17 protein-coding genes and 1 riboswitch are annotated in these 17,894 nt (G+C 72.6%); of the genes, 12 read left to right on the forward strand and 5 right to left on the reverse strand.

Features of this window, described 5'->3' with window-relative positions:
* Nucleotides 1-6 precede the first annotated feature (6 nt).
* A complete protein-coding gene (locus JOD66_RS01710) occupies nt 7-462 on the reverse strand; it encodes an SRPBCC family protein (protein ID WP_204835228.1) in 456 nt (151 codons plus the stop codon).
* Between the two features lie 80 nt (nt 463-542).
* On the opposite strand from JOD66_RS01710, the gene JOD66_RS01715 reads away from it, so the two are divergent.
* From JOD66_RS01715 to JOD66_RS01760, 10 genes are all read left to right on the forward strand, one after another.
* Nucleotides 543-2,333, forward strand: a complete 1,791-nt coding sequence (locus JOD66_RS01715; protein ID WP_204835229.1) for an AMP-dependent synthetase/ligase — start codon at nt 543-545, stop codon at nt 2,331-2,333.
* 209 nt (nt 2,334-2,542) lie between these two features.
* Nucleotides 2,543-3,253 (forward strand): Flp pilus assembly protein CpaB, encoded by a 711-nt coding sequence (gene cpaB, locus JOD66_RS01720; RefSeq protein ID WP_204835230.1) that lies wholly within the window; start codon nt 2,543-2,545, stop codon nt 3,251-3,253.
* 7 nt (nt 3,254-3,260) lie between these two features.
* A complete protein-coding gene (locus JOD66_RS01725; RefSeq protein ID WP_204835231.1) occupies nt 3,261-4,448 on the forward strand; it encodes a CpaE/TadZ family protein in 1,188 nt (395 codons plus the stop codon).
* A gap of 1 nt (nt 4,449) precedes the next feature.
* A complete protein-coding gene (locus JOD66_RS01730) occupies nt 4,450-5,997 on the forward strand; it encodes a TadA family conjugal transfer-associated ATPase (protein WP_204835232.1) in 1,548 nt (515 codons plus the stop codon).
* Nucleotides 5,997-7,937: a type II secretion system F family protein gene (locus JOD66_RS01735; protein WP_204835233.1), complete on the forward strand. Its 1,941-nt coding sequence runs from the start codon at nt 5,997-5,999 to the stop codon at nt 7,935-7,937. Before JOD66_RS01730 ends, JOD66_RS01735 begins: the two co-directional genes overlap by 1 nt.
* Nucleotides 7,937-8,857, forward strand: a complete 921-nt coding sequence (locus tag JOD66_RS01740) for a type II secretion system F family protein (RefSeq protein WP_204835234.1) — start codon at nt 7,937-7,939, stop codon at nt 8,855-8,857. The genes JOD66_RS01735 and JOD66_RS01740 overlap by 1 nt, the downstream gene beginning before the upstream one ends.
* 30 nt (nt 8,858-8,887) lie before the next feature.
* On the forward strand, nt 8,888-10,459 hold the full coding sequence (locus JOD66_RS01745) for a sensor histidine kinase (protein ID WP_204835235.1): 1,572 nt from the start codon (nt 8,888-8,890) through the stop codon (nt 10,457-10,459).
* On the forward strand, nt 10,456-11,106 hold the full coding sequence (locus tag JOD66_RS01750; protein WP_204835236.1) for a response regulator: 651 nt from the start codon (nt 10,456-10,458) through the stop codon (nt 11,104-11,106). Before JOD66_RS01745 ends, JOD66_RS01750 begins: the two co-directional genes overlap by 4 nt.
* 155 nt (nt 11,107-11,261) lie before the next feature.
* The gene (locus JOD66_RS01755; protein ID WP_204835237.1) at nt 11,262-11,453 is read left to right on the forward strand and encodes a Flp family type IVb pilin; all 192 of its coding nucleotides are present in this window, start codon (nt 11,262-11,264) and stop codon (nt 11,451-11,453) included.
* An 86-nt stretch (nt 11,454-11,539) separates the two neighbouring features.
* The gene (locus JOD66_RS01760; protein ID WP_204835238.1) at nt 11,540-11,710 is read left to right on the forward strand and encodes a Flp family type IVb pilin; all 171 of its coding nucleotides are present in this window, start codon (nt 11,540-11,542) and stop codon (nt 11,708-11,710) included.
* On the opposite strand, the gene JOD66_RS01765 is transcribed toward JOD66_RS01760, so the two are convergent.
* The 4 genes from JOD66_RS01765 to JOD66_RS01780 all read right to left on the reverse strand — a co-directional run bounded on the left by JOD66_RS01765 (nt 11,700) and on the right by JOD66_RS01780 (nt 15,715).
* A complete protein-coding gene (locus JOD66_RS01765; RefSeq protein WP_204835239.1) occupies nt 11,700-12,950 on the reverse strand; it encodes a M48 family metallopeptidase in 1,251 nt (416 codons plus the stop codon). The genes JOD66_RS01760 and JOD66_RS01765 overlap by 11 nt on opposite strands.
* 5 nt (nt 12,951-12,955) lie before the next feature.
* Nucleotides 12,956-14,170 (reverse strand): hypothetical protein, encoded by a 1,215-nt coding sequence (locus JOD66_RS01770; RefSeq protein WP_204835240.1) that lies wholly within the window; start codon nt 14,168-14,170, stop codon nt 12,956-12,958.
* Complete coding sequence (locus JOD66_RS01775; RefSeq protein ID WP_307823236.1) at nt 14,167-15,156, reverse strand: C40 family peptidase; 990 nt, start codon at nt 15,154-15,156, stop codon at nt 14,167-14,169. The genes JOD66_RS01770 and JOD66_RS01775 overlap by 4 nt, the downstream gene beginning before the upstream one ends.
* 12 nt (nt 15,157-15,168) lie before the next feature.
* Nucleotides 15,169-15,345: riboswitch (cyclic di-AMP (ydaO/yuaA leader) on the reverse strand.
* A gap of 166 nt (nt 15,346-15,511) precedes the next feature.
* Nucleotides 15,512-15,715 carry a hypothetical protein gene (locus tag JOD66_RS01780; protein ID WP_204835241.1) on the reverse strand — a complete coding sequence of 68 codons (204 nt, stop codon included), beginning with the start codon at nt 15,713-15,715 and terminating at the stop codon, nt 15,512-15,514.
* A 192-nt stretch (nt 15,716-15,907) separates the two neighbouring features.
* Between JOD66_RS01780 and JOD66_RS01785 the strand changes: the two genes are divergently transcribed.
* Together JOD66_RS01785 and JOD66_RS01790 are read left to right on the forward strand one after the other, a co-directional pair.
* Nucleotides 15,908-17,617, forward strand: a complete 1,710-nt coding sequence (locus JOD66_RS01785) for a DEDD exonuclease domain-containing protein (RefSeq protein ID WP_204835242.1) — start codon at nt 15,908-15,910, stop codon at nt 17,615-17,617.
* The gene (locus tag JOD66_RS01790) at nt 17,614-17,892 is read left to right on the forward strand and encodes an Lrp/AsnC family transcriptional regulator (protein WP_204835243.1); all 279 of its coding nucleotides are present in this window, start codon (nt 17,614-17,616) and stop codon (nt 17,890-17,892) included. Before JOD66_RS01785 ends, JOD66_RS01790 begins: the two co-directional genes overlap by 4 nt.
* Nucleotides 17,893-17,894 lie beyond the last annotated feature (2 nt).

A 17,894-nucleotide genomic window follows, 5' to 3' on the forward strand; every position in this document is an offset into this window, starting at 1 on the left:
CAGACCTCAGGCGCCGGACTCGACGCGCTTCTTCAGGCCCTTGAGCGCGGTGTCGATCAGGATCTTCTCGCCCTTGCGCTTGAGCATGCCGATCAGCGGGATGGAGACGTCGAGCGCCAGCCGGTAGGTCACCTCGGTCGCGCCGCCGGTCTCGCGCAGCACGTAGGCGCCCTCCAGCGCCTTGAGCATCTTGCCCTCGACCAGGGTCCAGGTGACCTGGCGGTCGCCGTCCCACACGTAGGAGAGGGTGTACTCGTCCTTGATCGGCGACACGTCCAGCGCGAAGAACACCTCGCGGGCCCGGCCGGCCTGGGTCGGGTCGGCGGCGTCGTAGGACGAGCGCACGTCGGCCACGGTGACGCCCTTGGCCCACTGCGGGTAGGCCGCGAAGTCGGCGATGACGGCCATCACATCCGCGGCAGGGGCGTCGACGACGATCGACGAGGACGTCTGTTCGGCCATGGCCGGAAGGCTACCGGACCGAACCGGCACCGCCGACGGGTGTGGTCCGCGCGGGCCCAACTCGGCGGTAACCTGCACGGGTGCGCGAGTACTCGACCCCGCAGACCATCGAGATCCCGACGACGGGCAACCTCACCGACGACGTGGTCCGCAACGCGGCGGAGGCGCCGGACGCCGTCCAGTTCAGCCGCGCGAACGTCGACGGGGGCTGGGACGACGTGTCGTGCGCCACCTTCCTCGCCGAGGTGTCGGCGGTCGCGAAGGGGCTGATGGCGGCCGGCGTCGCGCCCGGCGACCGGGTGGCCCTGATCTCGCGCACCCGCTACGAGTGGACCCTGCTCGACTACGCGATCTGGTTCGCGGGCGCGGCGACCGTGCCGATCTACGAGTCCTCCTCGGAGGAGCAGATCGGCTGGATCCTCTCCGACTCGGGCGCCCGCGCCGTCGTCTGCGAGGACGCGGGCCACCGCGCCCGGGTCGAGGCGACCCGCGCCACGCTGCCCGCGCTCGAGCACCTGTGGACCATCGAGGACGGTGCCGTCGCGGCCCTGACCGAGCTGGGGACGGCGATCGACGACGCCACCCTCGAGGCCCGGCGTACGACGGCCGGCCCGGCCGACCTCGCGACCCTGATCTACACCTCCGGCACCACCGGGCGGCCCAAGGGCTGCATGCTCACCCACGACAACTTCCAGACCGAGCTGGGCGTCGCGGTCGCCGAGCTGGAGCGGCTCTTCGACGCCGAGGGCGCCTCGACGCTGCTGTTCCTGCCGCTGGCGCACGTGTTCGCGCGGATCATCCAGGTCGGCTGCATCAAGTCCCGCACCCGCCTGGGCCACAGCGCCGACATCAAGAACCTGCTCCCCCAGCTGGCCACCTTCCAGCCGACGTTCATCCTCGCGGTCCCCCGCGTCTTCGAGAAGGTGTTCAACACCGCGTCCCAGAAGGCGACGGCCGACGGCAAGGGCAAGATCTTCGACCGCGCGGCCGAGACCGCGATCGCCTACTCCCGTGCGCTCGACGGCGGGCGGGTGCCGATCCGGGTGCGGGCCCAGCACGCCCTGTTCTCGCGGCTGGTCTACGGCAAGCTGCGCACCGCCCTCGGCGGACGCTGCGAGTTCGCGGTCTCCGGCGGGGCGCCGCTCGGCGACCGGCTCGGGCACTTCTACCGCGGGATCGGGGTCACCGTGCTCGAGGGCTACGGGCTGACCGAGTCCACCGCGGCGCTGACCGTGAACCTGCCCGACGCCCAGAAGGTCGGCACGGTCGGGCGCCCGATCCCCGGCACCGCCGTCCGGATCGCCGACGACGGCGAGCTGCTGTTCCGCGGCGGCCAGGTCTTCACCGGCTACTGGCAGAACCCGGCCGCCACGGCCGAGGCGATCGACGCCGACGGCTGGTTCCACACCGGCGACGTGGGCGAGGTCGACGACGAGGGCTTCGTGCGGATCACCGGACGCAAGAAGGAGATCCTGGTGACCGCCGGCGGCAAGAACGTCGCCCCGGCCGTCCTCGAGGACCGGGTCCGGGCGGCCGCCCTGGTCAGCCAGTGCCTGGTCGTCGGCGACGGCCAGCCGTTCATCGCGGCGCTGGTCACCATCGACGAGGAGGCCTTCCCGGCCTGGGCCGAGCAGCACGGCAAGACCGGCAAGGTGGCCGACCTGGTCGACGACGAGGACCTGCGCGCCGAGGTGCAGGCCGCGGTCGACGAGGCCAACAAGGCCGTCTCCAAGGCCGAGTCGATCCGGAAGTTCGCCATCCTGCCGGCGGACTGGACCGAGGAGGCCGGTCAGGTGACGCCGAGCCTGAAGCTGAAGCGCAATGTCGTGATGCGCGAGTGTCGCGACGAGATCGCCGCCCTCTACGGCTGAGGCCCGCGGCCCGGCCGGACGGGCACTCCTGCCGGGACATAGTCCCAACGGGCCATCCCCGACGTTGCGATCGGGCATCATTCGGCTCCAATTGGGGCTTTTGCTCACACCACCGCAGTCGACTTCGCTAGCCTCGCCGTGCGCTGCAGCCGGGGAGCAGTGACCATGCACATGGGGAGCGGGAGGGCTCTGAAGTGGACCGTCGCAGGTTGTTGCTCGTCGTCGCCGCGGTGATCGCCGCGCTCGGCGTCGCGCTGGTCTTCGTCTTCGCGCGGGGCGCGGAGTCGCGGGCCGCGGAGAAGTACCAGACGACGAAGGTCGTCACCGTGGCCGCCGGGAAGACGGTGGTCGCGGGCGAGAGCATCGCCTCGGCGCTGAAGACCAACAAGCTCACCGAGACCGACGTGCCGCAGGGCCAGGTCCTGGAGAACGCGCTGCGCCAGAGCGACCTGGGCGATCTCGACGGCAAGGTCGCGCTGACCACGCTGTACGCCGGCGAGCAGCTGCTGTCCACCAAGTTCGGCGGCGTCGGCGACCCGGTCGACGTGGCCTCGCTGCCGCTGCCCACGGGCATGATCGCCAAGCCGGAGTCCTTCGACCTCCCGGTCGGCGCGTTCATCGAGCCCGGCTCGCAGCTCGCCGTCTTCCTGACGGTCAACCCGAGCACGCCCACCTGCCTGCTCATCGACCGCGTCACCGTCCTCTCGAAGGGCGGGCAGACCGAGACCGCCACCGACGGCAGCAGTGACAGCGCCGAGAAGGCCGCGCCGGCCCTCCACCTCGCCGTGACCCAGAAGCAGTTCGAATGGCTGCAGGACGGTCGCGAGCGCGGCGAGCTGTCCGTGGCCCTGCTCAACGCAGAGAGCGACGTCCAGCTCGACAAGACGGGCCCCTGCGCCACCATCCGCGACAGCGAGTGAGGACGACATGCCGGTTCTCGTCGAACAGGATCCGTCGCTCGTCGACAGCCTGGTGCGCGCCATGCCCACCGGTTCCCACGCGGTCGCCTCGGCCGAGCGGGCCCTGGCCTGGCTCGACCAGCACCCGGACGAGTACGTCGTGGCCCTCGGCCCGACCGTCGACCTCGGCGCCGCCCTGGCCACCGCCGAGGAGCTGCGCATCAAGCGCCCCACGGTCAGCGTCGTCCTGGTCCGCGACCACTTCGACACCGACGTCCTGACCAAGGCGATGCACGCCGGCGTCCGCGACGTCGTGGTCGCGGGCGGCGACGAGAAGGCGCTCACCAGCGCCGTCGAGCGCGCCCACCAGCTCTACCAGGCGCTCCGCGGCCCGGGCGGCGCCCGCCAGCTCGGCCGGGTCGTCACCGTCTTCTCCCCCAAGGGCGGCGTCGGCAAGACGACCTCGTCGGTCAACCTGGCGCTCGCGCTGACCGACCGGGGCGCCCGCAAGGTGTGCCTGGTCGACCTGGACCTGGCGTTCGGCGACGTCGCGATCACGATGCAGCTGTTCCCCACGCACTCGATCGAGCAGGCCGTCGGCTCGGAGGACTCGATCGACCTCGCGATGCTGGAGGGCCTGCTCACCCGGCACCAGGACTCCCTGACCGTCCTGGCCGCACCGGCCCACCCCGACGTCCGCGAGCGGGTCACGCCGCTGCTCATCTCCCGCATCCTGCGGGCCCTGCGCGACGGCTTCGACTACATCGTGGTCGACACCTCGCCGTCCTTCGACGACGCCACCCTGACCGCGCTGGACGAGACCGACGAGTGCGTGATCGTCGCGACCCTCGACGTGCCGACGCTGAAGAACGTCAAGGTCGCCCTCGAGACCATGGACATGCTGTCCATCGCCCGCGGCCACCGGCACCTGCTCCTCAACCGCGCCGACGACGAGGTCGGCATCAGCGTGGAGAAGGTCGAGAGCATCCTCAACATGCCGGTCAGCGCACAGGTCGCCACGGCCGTCGACATCGCCGCCGCCACCAACGCCGGAACGCCCATCGTCTCGCACAAGCCCGGCCACCCCGCGAGCCTGGCCTACGCCCACCTCGCCGCGTCGGTCACCGGCGAGCCGGTGCCCGCGCCGTCGTCCGCCGTCCAGGAGCCGCCCGAGCCGCCGCGCTCCCGCGGCCTGTTCCGGCGCGGGAGGGGCTGACATGTCGAGCCTCTCCGAGCGCCTCGCCGCGGCCCGCCGCGAGGCCGCGGCCCAGGGCCGCCACGCCGCAGCGCCGGCCGCCGACGCCGCGCTCCTCGCCGACGTGGTCGGCGCGACCGAGCCCGCCGCGCCCGCACCAGCCGCACCACCCACCTCGCCCGCGTCGGACGGCGAGGCGCCCGCCTCCGGGCAGAAGACCCCCGGCCCGCTCTCGTCCCGGGCCGCCGCGGCGGGTGCCGACGGCAAGCCGGGACGCCGGATCGCCGGCACCGAGACCGACCGCCTCGAGGACCTCAAGTCCAGCGTGCACACCGAGCTGATCAAGCAGCTCGGCCCGCACCTGTACGACGCGGAGATGGACCAGGAGGAGCTGGACCAGACCGTCCGCACCGTCCTGTCCGACGTCCTCGGCGCGCAGGACCGCCCGCTCAGCGCGGCCGACCGGGTCCGGGTGACCCAGGAGATCACCGACGACATCCTCGGCTACGGCCCGATCGACCCCTACCTGCGCGACCCCGAGGTCTCCGAGGTCATGGTCAACGGCCACGACGAGGTCTGGCTGGAGAAGGACGGCCGACTGGTCAAGGCCGAGGCGCACTTCGCCGACGAGGCGCACCTGCGCCGCACCATCGACAAGATCGTGTCGCGCATCGGCCGCCGCGTCGACGAGTCCTCCCCCATGGTCGACGCGCGCCTGCCCGACGGCAGCCGCGTCAACGCCATCGTGCCGCCGCTGGCGATCGACGGCTCCGCGCTGACCATCCGCAAGTTCTCCACCGACCCGCTGACCGTCCAGGACCTGATCAACTTCGGCTCCCTGACCCCGCAGACCGCCGACTTCCTCGACGCCTGCGTGCGCGGGCGACTGAACGTGATCGTGTCCGGCGGCACCGGCGCCGGCAAGACGACCACCCTCAACGTACTGTCGTCGTTCATCCCGACCGACGAGCGGATCGTCACCATCGAGGACGCCGCCGAGCTCCAGCTCAAGCAGGACCACGTGGTGCGGCTCGAGTCGCGCCCGGCCAACATCGAGGGCAAGGGCGCGGTGACCATCCGCGACCTGGTCCGCAACAGCCTGCGCATGCGCCCCGACCGGATCGTCGTCGGCGAGGTCCGCGACGCCTCGGCGCTCGACATGCTCCAGGCCATGAACACCGGCCACGACGGCTCGATCTGCACCCTGCACTCCAACGGCCCCCGCGACACGCTGGCCCGCATGGAGACGATGGTGCTGATGGCCGGCATGGACCTGCCGATCCGCGCGATCCGCGAGCAGGTCGCCTCGGCCGTCGACCTGATCGTGCACCAGACGCGCTTCAAGGACGGCTCGCGCCGGATCACCCACATCACCGAGGTGGAGCGGATGGAGGGCGACATCATCACCCTCCAGGACATCTTCGTCTTCGACAACTCCGCCGGCTTCGACGAGAACGGCCGGATCCTCGGCCGGCTGCGCTCCACCGGCCTGCGGCCCAAGTTCCTGGAGAAGCTGGCCTACGCCAACGTCGCCGTCGACCCCACGATCTTCCGGACGGAACGCATCTGATGCCCGGGCGGCGGATGGCCCGCGGGTGCGCCCGGTGGACGGCGTCGCTGCTGCTCGCCCTCCTCGCGGTCCTGGTCGGGGCGCCGGCGTACGCCGTGGACGGGGGCATCGCCCACGTCGAGTCGACCGGCGACGGCATCCGGATCCTCGTCGACGTGCCTGCCGGCAGCCGGGTCGAGCTGTCCGGCGCGACCGCGAGCCTCGACGGCACCTCCCTGGACGCGACCGCGAGCAGCACCACGTCCGGCTCGGCGGTCAAGCGCACCACGGTGCTGGCGATCGACACCAGCAACTCGATGCGCAAGCAGGGCCGGTTCGAGGCCGCCCAGCAGGCCGCGACGAGCTACCTCGACGCGGTCCCCGACGACGTCGAGGTCGGCATCGTCACCTTCGACAGCACCGTCGACGTGGCGCTGGAGCCGACGACCGACCGAGCCGCCGCGCGCGCCGTCGTCGACGGGCTGAGCCTGCAGCGCAACACCCTGCTGTACGACGGCATCATCGCCGCCACCGACCTCGCCGGCGACACCGGACAGCGCGCCGTGCTGCTGCTCTCCGACGGCGCGGACGCGGGCTCCGCGGCGTCCATCGAGGACGCCACCGCCGCGATCAAGGACGCCGGCACCCGGGTCAACATCGTCGGACTCGACCTCGCCGAGAACGAGCTCACCCCGCTGCGCACCATCGCCGGCGCGGCCAAGGGCGAGGTGATCACCTCCACCGGACCGGCCCTGGCCGCCGCCTTCGCCGAGCAGGCCGAGGCACTGGCCGACCAGGTCCTCGTCACCGCGCCGCTCCCCTCCGGCTTCTCCGCCCGGGTCGCGACCGTCGAGGTCAGCCTGCCGACGAGCGACGGCGAGCCGGTCGTCGCGCGCAGCCTGGCCACCATCGAGGCGGCCAGCACGCCGGGCACCGCGGCCCCGCTGCCCACCATCGCCGACCCGGACGGCGGCGGGTTCACCGCCCCCGACTGGCTGCTGTGGGTCGGCGTCGGCGTGTTCGCCGTCGGCCTGGTGTCGGTGGCGCTGCTGCTGGTGCCGCCCAAGCCCGCGCCGATGAGCATCGCGGACCGGGTGACGGCGTACAGCACCCGGGTGGCGGGCGTCGAGGAGCGCGCCCACAAGCCGCAGGCCGACCCGGTGCTCGACCAGGCCAAGGCGGCCGCGGCCGAGATCCTGCAGCGCAACAGCGCCCTCAACGACCGGATGACCCGCCGGCTGGGAGCCGCCGGCAGCGAGTTCAAGCCCTCGGAGTGGCTGCTGCTGCACGTCGGCGCGGTCGTCGCGGGAGGTGTCGTCGGTCTGCTGCTCGGCCAGGGCAACCTCGTCGTCGGGCTGCTCTTCATGCTCGTCGGGTTCGCGCTCCCGCCGCTGTACCTGAGGTTCATGGCCGGTCGCCGCCGACGCGCCTTCGACGCGGCCCTGCCCGAGGTGCTGCAGCTGCTGTCGGGCGCGCTGAGCGCCGGCCTGTCCCTCGCCCAGGCGGTCGACACGGTCGTTCGCGAGGGGCCCGAGCCGATCGCCTCCGAGTTCAAGCGGGTGCTGGTCGAGGCCCGGATCGGGGTCTCCATCGAGGACGCCTTCGAGGGCGTCGCGCACCGCTTCCAGAGCAAGGACTTCGGCTGGGCCGTGATGGCGATCCGGATCCAGCGTCAGGTCGGCGGCAACCTGGCCGAGCTGCTGACGACGGTCGCGGCGACCATGCGCGAGCGGCAGTACCTGCGCCGGCACGTGCGGGCACTGTCGGCCGAGGGCCGGCTGTCCGCGGTCATCCTGTGCGCGCTGCCGATCTGCTTCTTCCTCTTCCTCTTCCTGGTGAACCGGCCCTTCCTCGACCCGCTGATCCACGACCCGCGCGGCTGGGTGCTCTCCGGGTTCGGCATCTTGTGGATGAGCATCGGGAGCTTCTGGATGTCACGCATGGTGAAGGTGGATGCCTGATGCTGCTCCTGCTCGCATTCGTGCTGTTCGTCGCGGCGATCGCCGCCACCGGCGCTGCCTTCGCCAAGGAGCCGCCGAGCGGGCTCGCCCGCGCTCTCGAGGCCCTCGAGCGGTCCGGTCAGGCCGGCCACGAGCTGGCCGAGCAGGCCGACCAGCCCTTCGCCGACCGGATCCTCGCGCCCTTCCAGGCCCGGGCCCTGGCCCTCGGGCGGCGGCTGACCGGTGCCGACAAGGCCGACCGGATCCGGCGCCGGCTCGACTTCGCCGGCAACCCGCGCGGCTGGACCATCGACCGGGTGCTGTCCATGAAGGTGCTGTGCGCGGTCGTGCTCCCGGTCGTCGTGGTGGCCTACGGGCTGCTCCTGGGCGGCTCGTTCACCGTGCTGCTCGTGGTCGCCGTCGCCGCCGCGCTGCTGGGCTTCGTCGGCCCCGACCTCTACCTGTACAACAAGGCCGCCCACCGCGCCGACCAGATGAGGCGCACCCTGGCCGACGCCGTCGACCTGCTCACCATCAGCGTGGAGGCCGGTCTCGGCTTCGACGCGGCGGTCCAGCAGGTCGCGCGCAACACCACCGGCCCGATCGCCGAGGAGTTCTCCCGGGTGCTGCGCGAGATGCAGCTCGGCATGAGCCGCTCCGAGGCGCTCAAGGCGATGGGCGCCCGGAGCAATGTCGAGGACCTCAACACCTTCGTCGGCTCGATGGTGCAGGCCGACGCCTTCGGCATCCCGATCGCCCAGGTGCTGCGCGTGCAGTCCAGCGAGATCCGGGTCAAGCGGCGCCAGTACGCCGAGGAGAAGGCCCAGCAGGTGCCGGTGAAGATCATGGTCCCGCTGATCTTCTTCATCCTCCCCTGCCTGTTCGTCGTCGTCATGGGGCCTGCCGTGCTGAACGCACTCGACGCGTTCAACGGCAAGTGAGCAGGCCGGCTCAGCACTAGGGTGGAGACCATGCCGAGCAGCCAGACGTACGCCGTCGTCGGCGCCGCGCGTCTGTTCGCGCTGCTGGCGATCGGCGGCCCGATCGTCTGGTTCCATCAGGAGCAGGGGCTGATGGCGCTCGCCGCCGTCGGCGCGGTGTGGGTCTACCAGGCGGTGACCGCGACCCGCCGCGAGCTCGAGCTGTCGCTGAGCCCGATGACCGAGGGCGCCGCGATCGGGATCGTCTGCGCCCTGGCCATGTCCGACGCGCCGGTCATCCTCGCGGCCCTGGTCGTGCCACCGCTCTACGCGACCGCCGTCGCCGGCGTCCGCACCATGATCCGCACCGTGCTCGTCGAGCTGATCGCCGTCGTCGCGCTGGGCCTGATGTGGTGGGAGACCATCACCGCCGACCAGGCGGTCGCGATCTTCACCTGGTCGATGGCGGGGCTGGGGCTGAGCCTGATCGCCGCGGTCACCTTCAGCTCCGACCGGGTCCCCGACCCGCTCGCGCCGTACCGCGACGCCCAGGAGCACCTGCGCCAGCTGCTCGAGCTCGCGGGCAGCCTCAGCTCGGGCCTCGACGTCGGCGCGCTCGCCGGCGAGCTGCTGAGCCAGGTCAGCGACGACATCCCCAACCGGGGACTGGTCGTCTACGTGCCACGCGGCGAGACGCTCACCCCGGTCGCCTCGACCATCGACGCCGACTCCGCCGACGCCGTCGCGGCCGAGACCCTCGCCGGCGACGTCCGGATCCGCGACGGCGGCGACGCGCGACCGGTCCAGATCGGCGAGGGCTTCGCGTTCCGGGCCAGCGACCACGCGATCGTCGCCGGGCTGCGCCCGGTCGGCGCCGACGTCTCCCGGCCGCTGCCGCTGAGCGCCACGGTCGCCGACCTCACCGACATCTCGGTGAAGCTGGACGCCGCCCTGCTCTTCGCCCAGTTCCGCGACGCCGCCACCGCCGACGAGCGCAACCGGCTGGCCCGCGAGATGCACGACGGCGTCGCCCAGGACATCGCGTCGCTCGGCTACATCATCGACGCGCTGGCCGCCCGGCCCGCCGACGAGCAGCAGGCCAAGGCCCTCGGCATGCTGCGTGAGCGGGTATCGAAAGTCGTCGCCGAGGTACGGCAGTCGGTGATGAACCTGCGCACCAGCATCGGCGAGAGCGAGAGCCTCGGCGCGGCGATCAGCAATGTCGCGCGCCACCTCTCCGAGTCCTCCGGCATCCCGATCCGGGTCCGGCTCGACGAGCAGCCGACCCGGCTGCGCCCCGAGGTGGAGGCCGAGCTGTTCCGGATCGCCCAGGAGGCGATGAACAACGCCGTCAAGCACGCCCGGGCCACCTCGATCGACGTCCGGTGCCAGGTCTACGCCCCGGAGGCGATCATCACGGTCACCGACGACGGCGTCGGGCTGCAGGCGGCGCGCGCGGACTCGCACGGACTCAAGATCATGCGCGAACGTGCCAGACTGATCGGCGCGGAGCTCGTGGTCCGTGACAACGCCAGCAGGGGACTCACCGTCTCGGTGGCCCTCAAGATCCCCCGGAGCGCGGGCGCGAGCGGCGACTCCCCTATCCTCACGGAGCAGCGATGAGCGACACCACGACGGTCCTCCTGATCGACGACCACGAGCTGATCCGCGACGGCCTCGGCGCCGTCATCGACCTCGAGCCCGACCTCAACGTCGTCGCCACGGCGGGGTCGGTCGGCGAGGGGATCCAGCGCGCCCGCGAGGTGCGGCCCGACGTCGTGATCACCGACCTGCAGATGCAGGACGGCACCGGGCTCGACGTGGTCCGCACCCTGCGCAAGGAGAGCGACGACATCGGTCTCATCGTGCTGACGATGCACTCCGGTGACGAGCAGATCTTCGCCGCCATGCAGGCCGGCGCCTCCGGCTTCGTCGGCAAGGACGCCCCCTCCACCGAGGTGATCAAGGCGGCCCGCCATGCCGCCGTCTCGCCCCGGGCCTTCGTCTGCGCGGGCCTGGTGGGCGCGATGATGCGCCGGCAGTCCGCGGAGTCGACCGCGCTGACCGAGCGTGAGCACGACGTGCTGCTGCTGCTCGCCGAGGGCCTCAACGCCGCCGCGATCGGCGCCCAGCTGTACCTCTCCGAGTCCACCACGAAGTCCCACATCGCCCGGATCTACCAGAAGCTGGGCGCCGCCAACCGCGCCCAGGCACTGGTCACCGCCATGCGGATCGGGCTGCTCTCGACCGTGCAGCCGGCGGCGCGCTGAGGGGTGGTCCGGGCCGTCGCTCGCCGGTAGTCCGAAGTGACTAGCAGCGAGGAGACGAACTCCCGATCCGTCTCCGGCGGCGTTCCGGCAGAGTTCTGGTCATCGGGGAAAGCACTCCCCGGGGACACGAAGAACCAGTGCACAGGGAGACCCCGATGATCCAGTACCTCAACATCCTGCTCAACGGCCGCCTCGCGAAGATGGAGGAGCGCGGTGCGACCGCCGTCGAGTACGGCCTGCTCGTCGCCCTCATCGCCGCCGTCATCATCGGCGCCGTGATCCTGCTCGGCGGCAAGCTCGACGACGCCTTCGGCAAGGTCAACGACAGCCTCGACAGCGCCGGCTGAGCCTGATCGAACCTCAGCATCGGCCGCGTCACCGTCACGGGGACGCGGCCGATGCCGTTTCCGGCACCTCGACCCGAAGGAACGTCATGACCACGCCGAGCACTCCCGACCAGCGCGGCGCCACCGCCGTCGAGTACGGCCTGCTGGTGGCCCTGCTCGCCGCCGTCATCGTCTTCGCGGTCGTGATGCTCGGTGGCGGCGTGGACGGACTCTTCGAGAAGACCAACGCGAGCTTCGACTCCGCGCTCAGTCCGTAGCGCGCGCCTCGTACTGGTTGGCCAGCCCGATCCGCTGCAGCACCGTCGGGTGCGAGCCGAACCACCACTGCGACCACGCCGGAGGTGTGGGGTCGGCATGGGAGCGCAGCGCCAGACGGCGCTGGAGGTCCACGAATGCCTGCGGGGCGTTCGTGACCTCCAGCGCCGTCTGGTCCGCCCGGGTCTCGATCGCCCGGCTCACCCCGTTCTGGACCGGCGCCGCCAGGACCGTCGCGATCGCGACGAGCGCCAGCACCCGGGGTACGGCGGACACCTCGTCGGACTCCCCCGGCCGCCCGCGGCGCGGCACGGCCAGCAGCAGGCCCAGCAGCCCCACGCCGAGCGCCGCGCCCGCCGCACCCAGCAGCGTCCCGGTGAGGACGTCGTCGTACTTCGCATGAGCCAGCTCGTGCGCGACGACGGAGAGCGTCTCGTCGGTGGGAGTGCCGGTGACCAGGTTGTCGTAGAGCACCACCCGGCGGCTGTCGCCGAAGCCGGAGACATAGGCGTTCAAGGTGGTCGTGCGCCGGGACGCGTCGGCGACCAGCACGTCGTCGACCCGGACCCCCTCCGCGTCGGCCAGTGCCAGCACCTGGGTGCGCAGCGGGCCCTCGGGCAGCGAGGAGAAGCGGTTGAAGACCGGCTCCACGACCACCGGGTAGGCGAAGGAGCCGAGCACCACCAGCACGGCCGCCGCCAGGCCCGCCACCGCCGGCCACAGCCGGGGCAGCCGCCGCATGCAGCCGACGAGGGCGACCACCGCGATCGACGTGCCGACGACGGTGACGAGATAGCTCTTCACCTGGTCGGTCCCCCAGGCCGCCCAGGTCCCGGTGACCAGGCCCTCCTGGAGGCCGAGCCGGCGCAGCGCGATGCCGAACGGCAGCGTGACCAGGACGCCGACCAGGGTCAGGCCCGCCACGGCCGTCACGACCCGGACCCACCACCAGCCGCGCAGCCGGGCCACCCAGCGGCGGCCCAGCGGGCCGAAGCCCAGCCAGGCGGCGACGCCCAGCGAGACCGCGAGCCGCGACCAGCTCCAGATCCGGCCCCACAGGGCGTAGTGCTCGCCGCGGTCGATCTGGGCCTGGGTGAACACCGAGGAGGCGGTCACCGGATCGGGCAGGCCGCCCGGCACCGGGTGCCACGGCACCCGGGTCGCGGCGACGAGCGCGAAGGCGGCCGCGCCCACCAGGACCGTGCCGAGCGCGACCCTGCGCACCGCCGATCGGTCCTCCACAGCAGTCAGCCTGCCACGCCGGGCAATGCGCGCAGGCGCTGCTGCCAGGCCGCGGTCAGCTCGGCCTCGGTCCAGCCGGCGTGCTCGCGCAGCGCGTCGGCCGGCTCGCCCCCCGCCCGCACCTGCTCGTAGAGATCGACCAGCGCGCGCTCGCCGGCATGCTCCGCGATCGTGACGCAGACCAGCCACGCGGCCTCGTAGACCCCGCCGAGGTGACTCGCCGACGGATCGAAGTCGCCATCCTGCGGCAAGGTCTTCGGTACGCCGTCCTGGCGCACCTCGGTCGCGATCTGCCCCGCCGTCCTGGTGAGCGGCAGGTCGACGTCGCGCAGCGCGACGTAGTCGGCGAAGCCCTCGACCAGCCAGAGCGGCGCCTGCCGGGCCGCGATCGCGTCGGTGAGCGCGTGCACCGCCTCGTGGGTCATCACGACCTGGGCGGCGACCCGGTCGAGGTCGTCGTAGACGGTGCGGTTGAGGAAGACGTGCACCGGGCTGCCGGCCGCCTGGGAGCCGTCGACGGACGCGGTGACCGCGGCGATCGCGGCGTACTGGCCGGGCGAGGTGTCGAGCGTGCGCTGCAGGCCGTCGGGATCGGCCGGCACCTCGACGACCAGCCCACTCCTGCCGGGGACGACGGCCCGCGCCTGCGCGACGGCACGACGCGCGGCGGCGAGGTAGTCCGGCGCCCGGGCCGGGTCGCCGGCCACCGCCACCAGCACGTCGTCGGCGCGCTCGACGCGCAGCGGCCCGGAGAGCCACAGCGGCAGCCGGGCCCCGTCGCCCCCGATCCCGGCGATGGTGGCGCCGTGGCTCGCGAAGGAGACCGGCAGCTCGGTCCGCGCGGCGGCGGCGTCGTGCCCCTCGATCCGCCAGGTCACCGCGACCTCGCCGTCCCAGCCGTCGGCACCGCCGGTCCGGCCGGTCTCGGTCACGTAGCGCAGCGTGACGTCGCTGAGCCCGAGCGCGGCCGCATTGGCGACGACCGCGGTCAGCAGGTCCCGGCCGGCCGCGTCGGCGCCGAGCTCGGCGGCCGCCGCGGGGTCACCGTCGTGGATCGCCGCCTGCAGCGAGGCCAGGGTGTCGGCCGCGGTCGCGGGGTCGGCGACCTCGCTGGTCGTCGGCGGGGGCGGCGCGACGTACTCGTCCTTCGAGCAGCCGCCCGCCACCAGCGCGACGGCGAGGAGAACGACTGCGAGCTGGCGCCCGGCCCGCCGGCTCACCCAGGCCGGACCGCTCCGGCGTAGGGCATCTCGTCGAGGTCGGAGACCTTGACGCCGGCGCCCGGGTTGGCCGCGTGCACGATCAGGCCGTTGCCGAGGTAGATCCCCACGTGGCTGATCGGGCTGTAGTAGAAGACCAGGTCGCCCGCCTGCAGGTCGCTCTTGGCGACGTGGGCGCCGCTGCCGTACTGGGCGCGCGAGGAGTGGGGCAGGCTGACGTTGGCCTGGGCGTAGGCCATCATCGTCAGGCCCGAGCAGTCGAAGGCGTTCGGCCCGGCGGCACCCCAGACGTAGGCGTCGCCGACCTGGGCGAGCGCGTACTTGATCGCCACCGCCGCGCGGCCGCTGGCCGGGATGGTGTTGGCGTCGATCGGCCGCCCGGCGTTGCGCGAGAGGAACTCCGCGCGCTGCTCGGCCTCGAGCTGCGAGAGCAGGTCCTTGGCCTCGGCGAGCTTGGCGTCGGCGGTCTTCTTCTCCTCCGCGAGCGTCGCCTTGAGCTGGTTGATGTCGGAGCGGCGCTTCTCGGTCTGCTCCTTGCGGATGTCGTAGGCCTCGAGCTCGTCGCCGTAGTCGGCGAGCAGCGAGTCCTGCAGGCCCTCCACCGTCGACAGGGTGGAGAGCTCGTCGAGGAAGCCCTGCGAGTCGGAGGACAGCAGCTCGCCGGTCGGGCCGAGGCTGCCGGACTGGTACTGCTGGATGAGCGAGTCGCGCACGTCGGACCGCACGCCGGCGAGGGCGTCACCCTGGCGGGACTGGTCGGCCTCGAGCGAGGACAGGTCGCCGTCGAGCTCGGCGAGCTCGAGCTCGGCGTCGTTGTAGCGCTCGGCGGCCTGCTCGGACTCGTGGAAGAGCCGGTCGACCCGGGCCTTCACGGTCTCGATGTCGGGCTCGGCCTGCGCGGGGCTGCCACTGATGGACAGCGTGATCGCTCCGGTGACGGCGAGTGCCGCGAGCGCGGCGGTGGTACGTGTCCGGCCGTTCAGCACGAGCTGGCGGTCCCCTCTGCTGTCGTACGCCTACCGGGTGAGCTGACGGGTTCGGGCACGACTCGCCCTACCCGCACTCCTCGCGTCGACGGTGGTCCGGTCGGACCCTCGCCTGCGCGCCTCGTGCGGGATTCACCCCAGAGTGGTTGGTTCCCCGGCTCCGAACCCCCGAGTGGGCCCGGACTCAGCGCGGTGCCCGCGCGGGTCGGTCGACCCACTTCCTCGGACACCTGAGGGTGCAGCCTAGTCCCGGGCCACGGTCGCGCCAAACCGGTCGGGGGCGTGTTGAGCACGATCGCGCGTCACATGGGTCACCTCCGTCACATCAGTCCCTCCAGGCTCAGCTTGCATCCGCTCAGGCGGACTCGACGTGCGGACCGTCGACGGGCTGGACGAGCCGCAGCGGCGGCACCAGCCCTCCGTCGGCCAGCGCCTCGAGCGCCGCCATCTCGTCGTCACCGATCACCAGCTCGGGCGGCGGCCCGAGCAGCACCGTCACCACGCAGTCGTGGCAGGCCAGGCCCCGCACCACACAGGTGTCGCAGTCGATCTTCGTCATGGCAGGGAGGGTGGCAGGGACCCCCGACACAAACCCCCGAGCGGCCCGCGGTCCGCCCCCGGTCGGCCTCCGGTCCTCGCCGTCGTACCCGGCATCCGGGTCGCGGTTCGGACACGGCCGCGACCGAGATGCCGGGTGCGATCGGCGCGCGTCTCCCCTATTCCGTCGGAGGTCCCGCCTACCGTCACTCCCATGACCGCCGCCCCCGTCACACGCCAGTGGGACGCGCAGCGGAGCTTCGACGAGCTCGGCCGCCCGCTCCACGACGTGACCTTCTGCGTCGTGGACCTCGAGACCACCGGCGGCTCGGTGGGCGACGGCGACCGGATCACCGAGATCGGCGCGGTCAAGGTGCGCGGAGGCGAGGTGCTCGGCGAGTTCCAGACCCTGGTCAACCCCCACACCTCGATCCCGGCGTTCATCGCGGTGCTCACCGGGATCACCAACGGCATGGTCGCCGACGCGCCGCCGATCCGCTCGGCGCTGCCGGCGTTCCTGGAGTTCGCCGCGGGCTCGGTGCTGGTCGCCCACAACGCCCGCTTCGACGTGGGCTTCCTGCGCCACTTCGCCCTCGAGCTCGACCTCGCCTGGCCCGACTTCGAGGTGCTCGACACCGTCAAGCTGGCGCGCCACGTCGTGACCCGCGACGAGGCGCCCAACCACAAGCTGTCCTCGCTGGCGCGGGTGTTCCGGTCCGCCACGACGCCCAACCACCGCGCGCTGGCCGACGCGCGGGCGACGGTCGACGTGCTCCACGGCCTGATGGAGCGTCTCGGCGGGCTCGGCGTCCAGACCCTCGAGGAGCTGCAGGGCTACTCCAGCAAGGTCGCGAGCGCCGCCCGGCGCAAGCGCCATCTCGCCGAGCACCTCCCCCACGCCCCGGGGGTCTACCTGTTCCGCGACGACAGCTCCCGGGTGCTCTACGTCGGCACCTCCCGCGACCTGCGCCGCCGGGTCCGCAGCTACTTCACCGCCTCCGAGAAGCGCACCCGCATCGGCGAGATGGTCCAGATCGCGTCGTCGGTGAGCGGGGTGGAGTGCGCGACCCCCCTCGAGGCCTCGGTCCGCGAGCTGCGCCTGATCGCCGAGCACAAGCCGCCCTACAACCGCCGCTCCCGCCACCCCGAGAAGGTCACCTGGCTCAAGCTCACCCGCGAGCCGTGGCCGCGGCTCTCGCTGGTCAAGCGGGTGCTCGACGACGACGCCGACTACCTCGGCCCGTTCTCCTCCCGCGCCGCCGCGGAGAGCTCCCTGGCGGCGCTCCACGAGGTGTTCCCGATCCGTCAGTGCACCCACCGGTTCGGGCGGCAGCCGCGGCGCAGCGCCTGCGTGCTGGCCGAGATGCAGCGCTGCCTGAGCCCGTGCGACGGCAGCGTCGACCCCCAGACGTACGCCGCCGTCGTCCGCCAGCTGCGCGACACCCTGCTCACCCGGCCCGACGACGTGGTCGACCTGGTCCACGACCGGATGTCCGCGCTGGCCGAGCAGGAGCGGTTCGAGGAGGCGGCCCACCACCGCGACCGGCTGGCCGACTTCGTCCGGGCCGCGGCGCGCACCCAGCGGCTGACCGCCTTGACCGGCTGCCCGGAGGTGGTCGCGGCCCGCCGCGAGGACGACGGCCGCTGGGCGGTCCACGTCGTGCGCCACGGCCGGCTCGCGGCCGCGGGCGTGATCCCGGCGGGCGCCGACGCCGTCGCGTACGTCGAGGGCCTGCGCGCCTCGGCCGAGACCGTGCTGCCGACGATCGGCCCGACGCCGGCGGCCACGGCTGAGGAGTCCGAGCGGATCCTGCGCTGGCTGGAGTCGCCGGGCGTCCGGCTGGTCGAGGTCGTCGGCGAGTGGGCCTGCCCGGTGCGGGGCGCGGGCCGCCACGCGACGCTGCTGACTAGGGTGAGTCCATGATCACCGCCATCGTCTTCGTCCAGGCCGAGACCGCCCGGATCCCGGAGGTCGCCGAGGCGATCGCGGCGCTCGACGGCGTCAGCGAGGTCTACTCGGTGACCGGCCAGATCGACCTGATCGCGCTGGTCCGGGTGAGCTCCCACGACGACATCGCCGCCGTGGTGGCCGACCGCCTCAACAAGGTCGAGGGCGTGGTCGACACCGAGACCCACATCGCCTACCGCGCCTACTCGCGCCACGACCTCGAGGCGGCGTTCTCGCTGGGCCTCGACTGAGG

It is taken from the genome of Nocardioides nitrophenolicus (assembly GCF_016907515.1).
In the GTDB taxonomy this organism is placed as follows: domain Bacteria; phylum Actinomycetota; class Actinomycetes; order Propionibacteriales; family Nocardioidaceae; genus Nocardioides; species Nocardioides nitrophenolicus.

Bases quoted from the DNA above. Each gene is read 5' to 3' on its own strand.
- JOD66_RS01710 (WP_204835228.1), bottom strand. From the start codon at position 462: ATGGCCGAACAGACGTCCTCGTCGATCGTCGTCGACGCCCCTGCCGCG.
- JOD66_RS01725 (WP_204835231.1), top strand. From the start codon at position 3,261: ATGCCGGTTCTCGTCGAACAGGATCCGTCGCTCGTCGACAGCCTGGTG.
- JOD66_RS01730 (WP_204835232.1), top strand. From the start codon at position 4,450: ATGTCGAGCCTCTCCGAGCGCCTCGCCGCGGCCCGCCGCGAGGCCGCG.
- JOD66_RS01735 (WP_204835233.1), top strand. From the start codon at position 5,997: ATGCCCGGGCGGCGGATGGCCCGCGGGTGCGCCCGGTGGACGGCGTCG.
- JOD66_RS01740 (WP_204835234.1), top strand. From the start codon at position 7,937: ATGCTGCTCCTGCTCGCATTCGTGCTGTTCGTCGCGGCGATCGCCGCC.
- JOD66_RS01745 (WP_204835235.1), top strand. From the start codon at position 8,888: ATGCCGAGCAGCCAGACGTACGCCGTCGTCGGCGCCGCGCGTCTGTTC.
- JOD66_RS01750 (WP_204835236.1), top strand. From the start codon at position 10,456: ATGAGCGACACCACGACGGTCCTCCTGATCGACGACCACGAGCTGATC.
- JOD66_RS01755 (WP_204835237.1), top strand. From the start codon at position 11,262: ATGATCCAGTACCTCAACATCCTGCTCAACGGCCGCCTCGCGAAGATG.
- JOD66_RS01760 (WP_204835238.1), top strand. From the start codon at position 11,540: ATGACCACGCCGAGCACTCCCGACCAGCGCGGCGCCACCGCCGTCGAG.
- JOD66_RS01780 (WP_204835241.1), bottom strand. From the start codon at position 15,715: ATGACGAAGATCGACTGCGACACCTGTGTGGTGCGGGGCCTGGCCTGC.
- JOD66_RS01785 (WP_204835242.1), top strand. From the start codon at position 15,908: ATGACCGCCGCCCCCGTCACACGCCAGTGGGACGCGCAGCGGAGCTTC.
- JOD66_RS01790 (WP_204835243.1), top strand. From the start codon at position 17,614: ATGATCACCGCCATCGTCTTCGTCCAGGCCGAGACCGCCCGGATCCCG.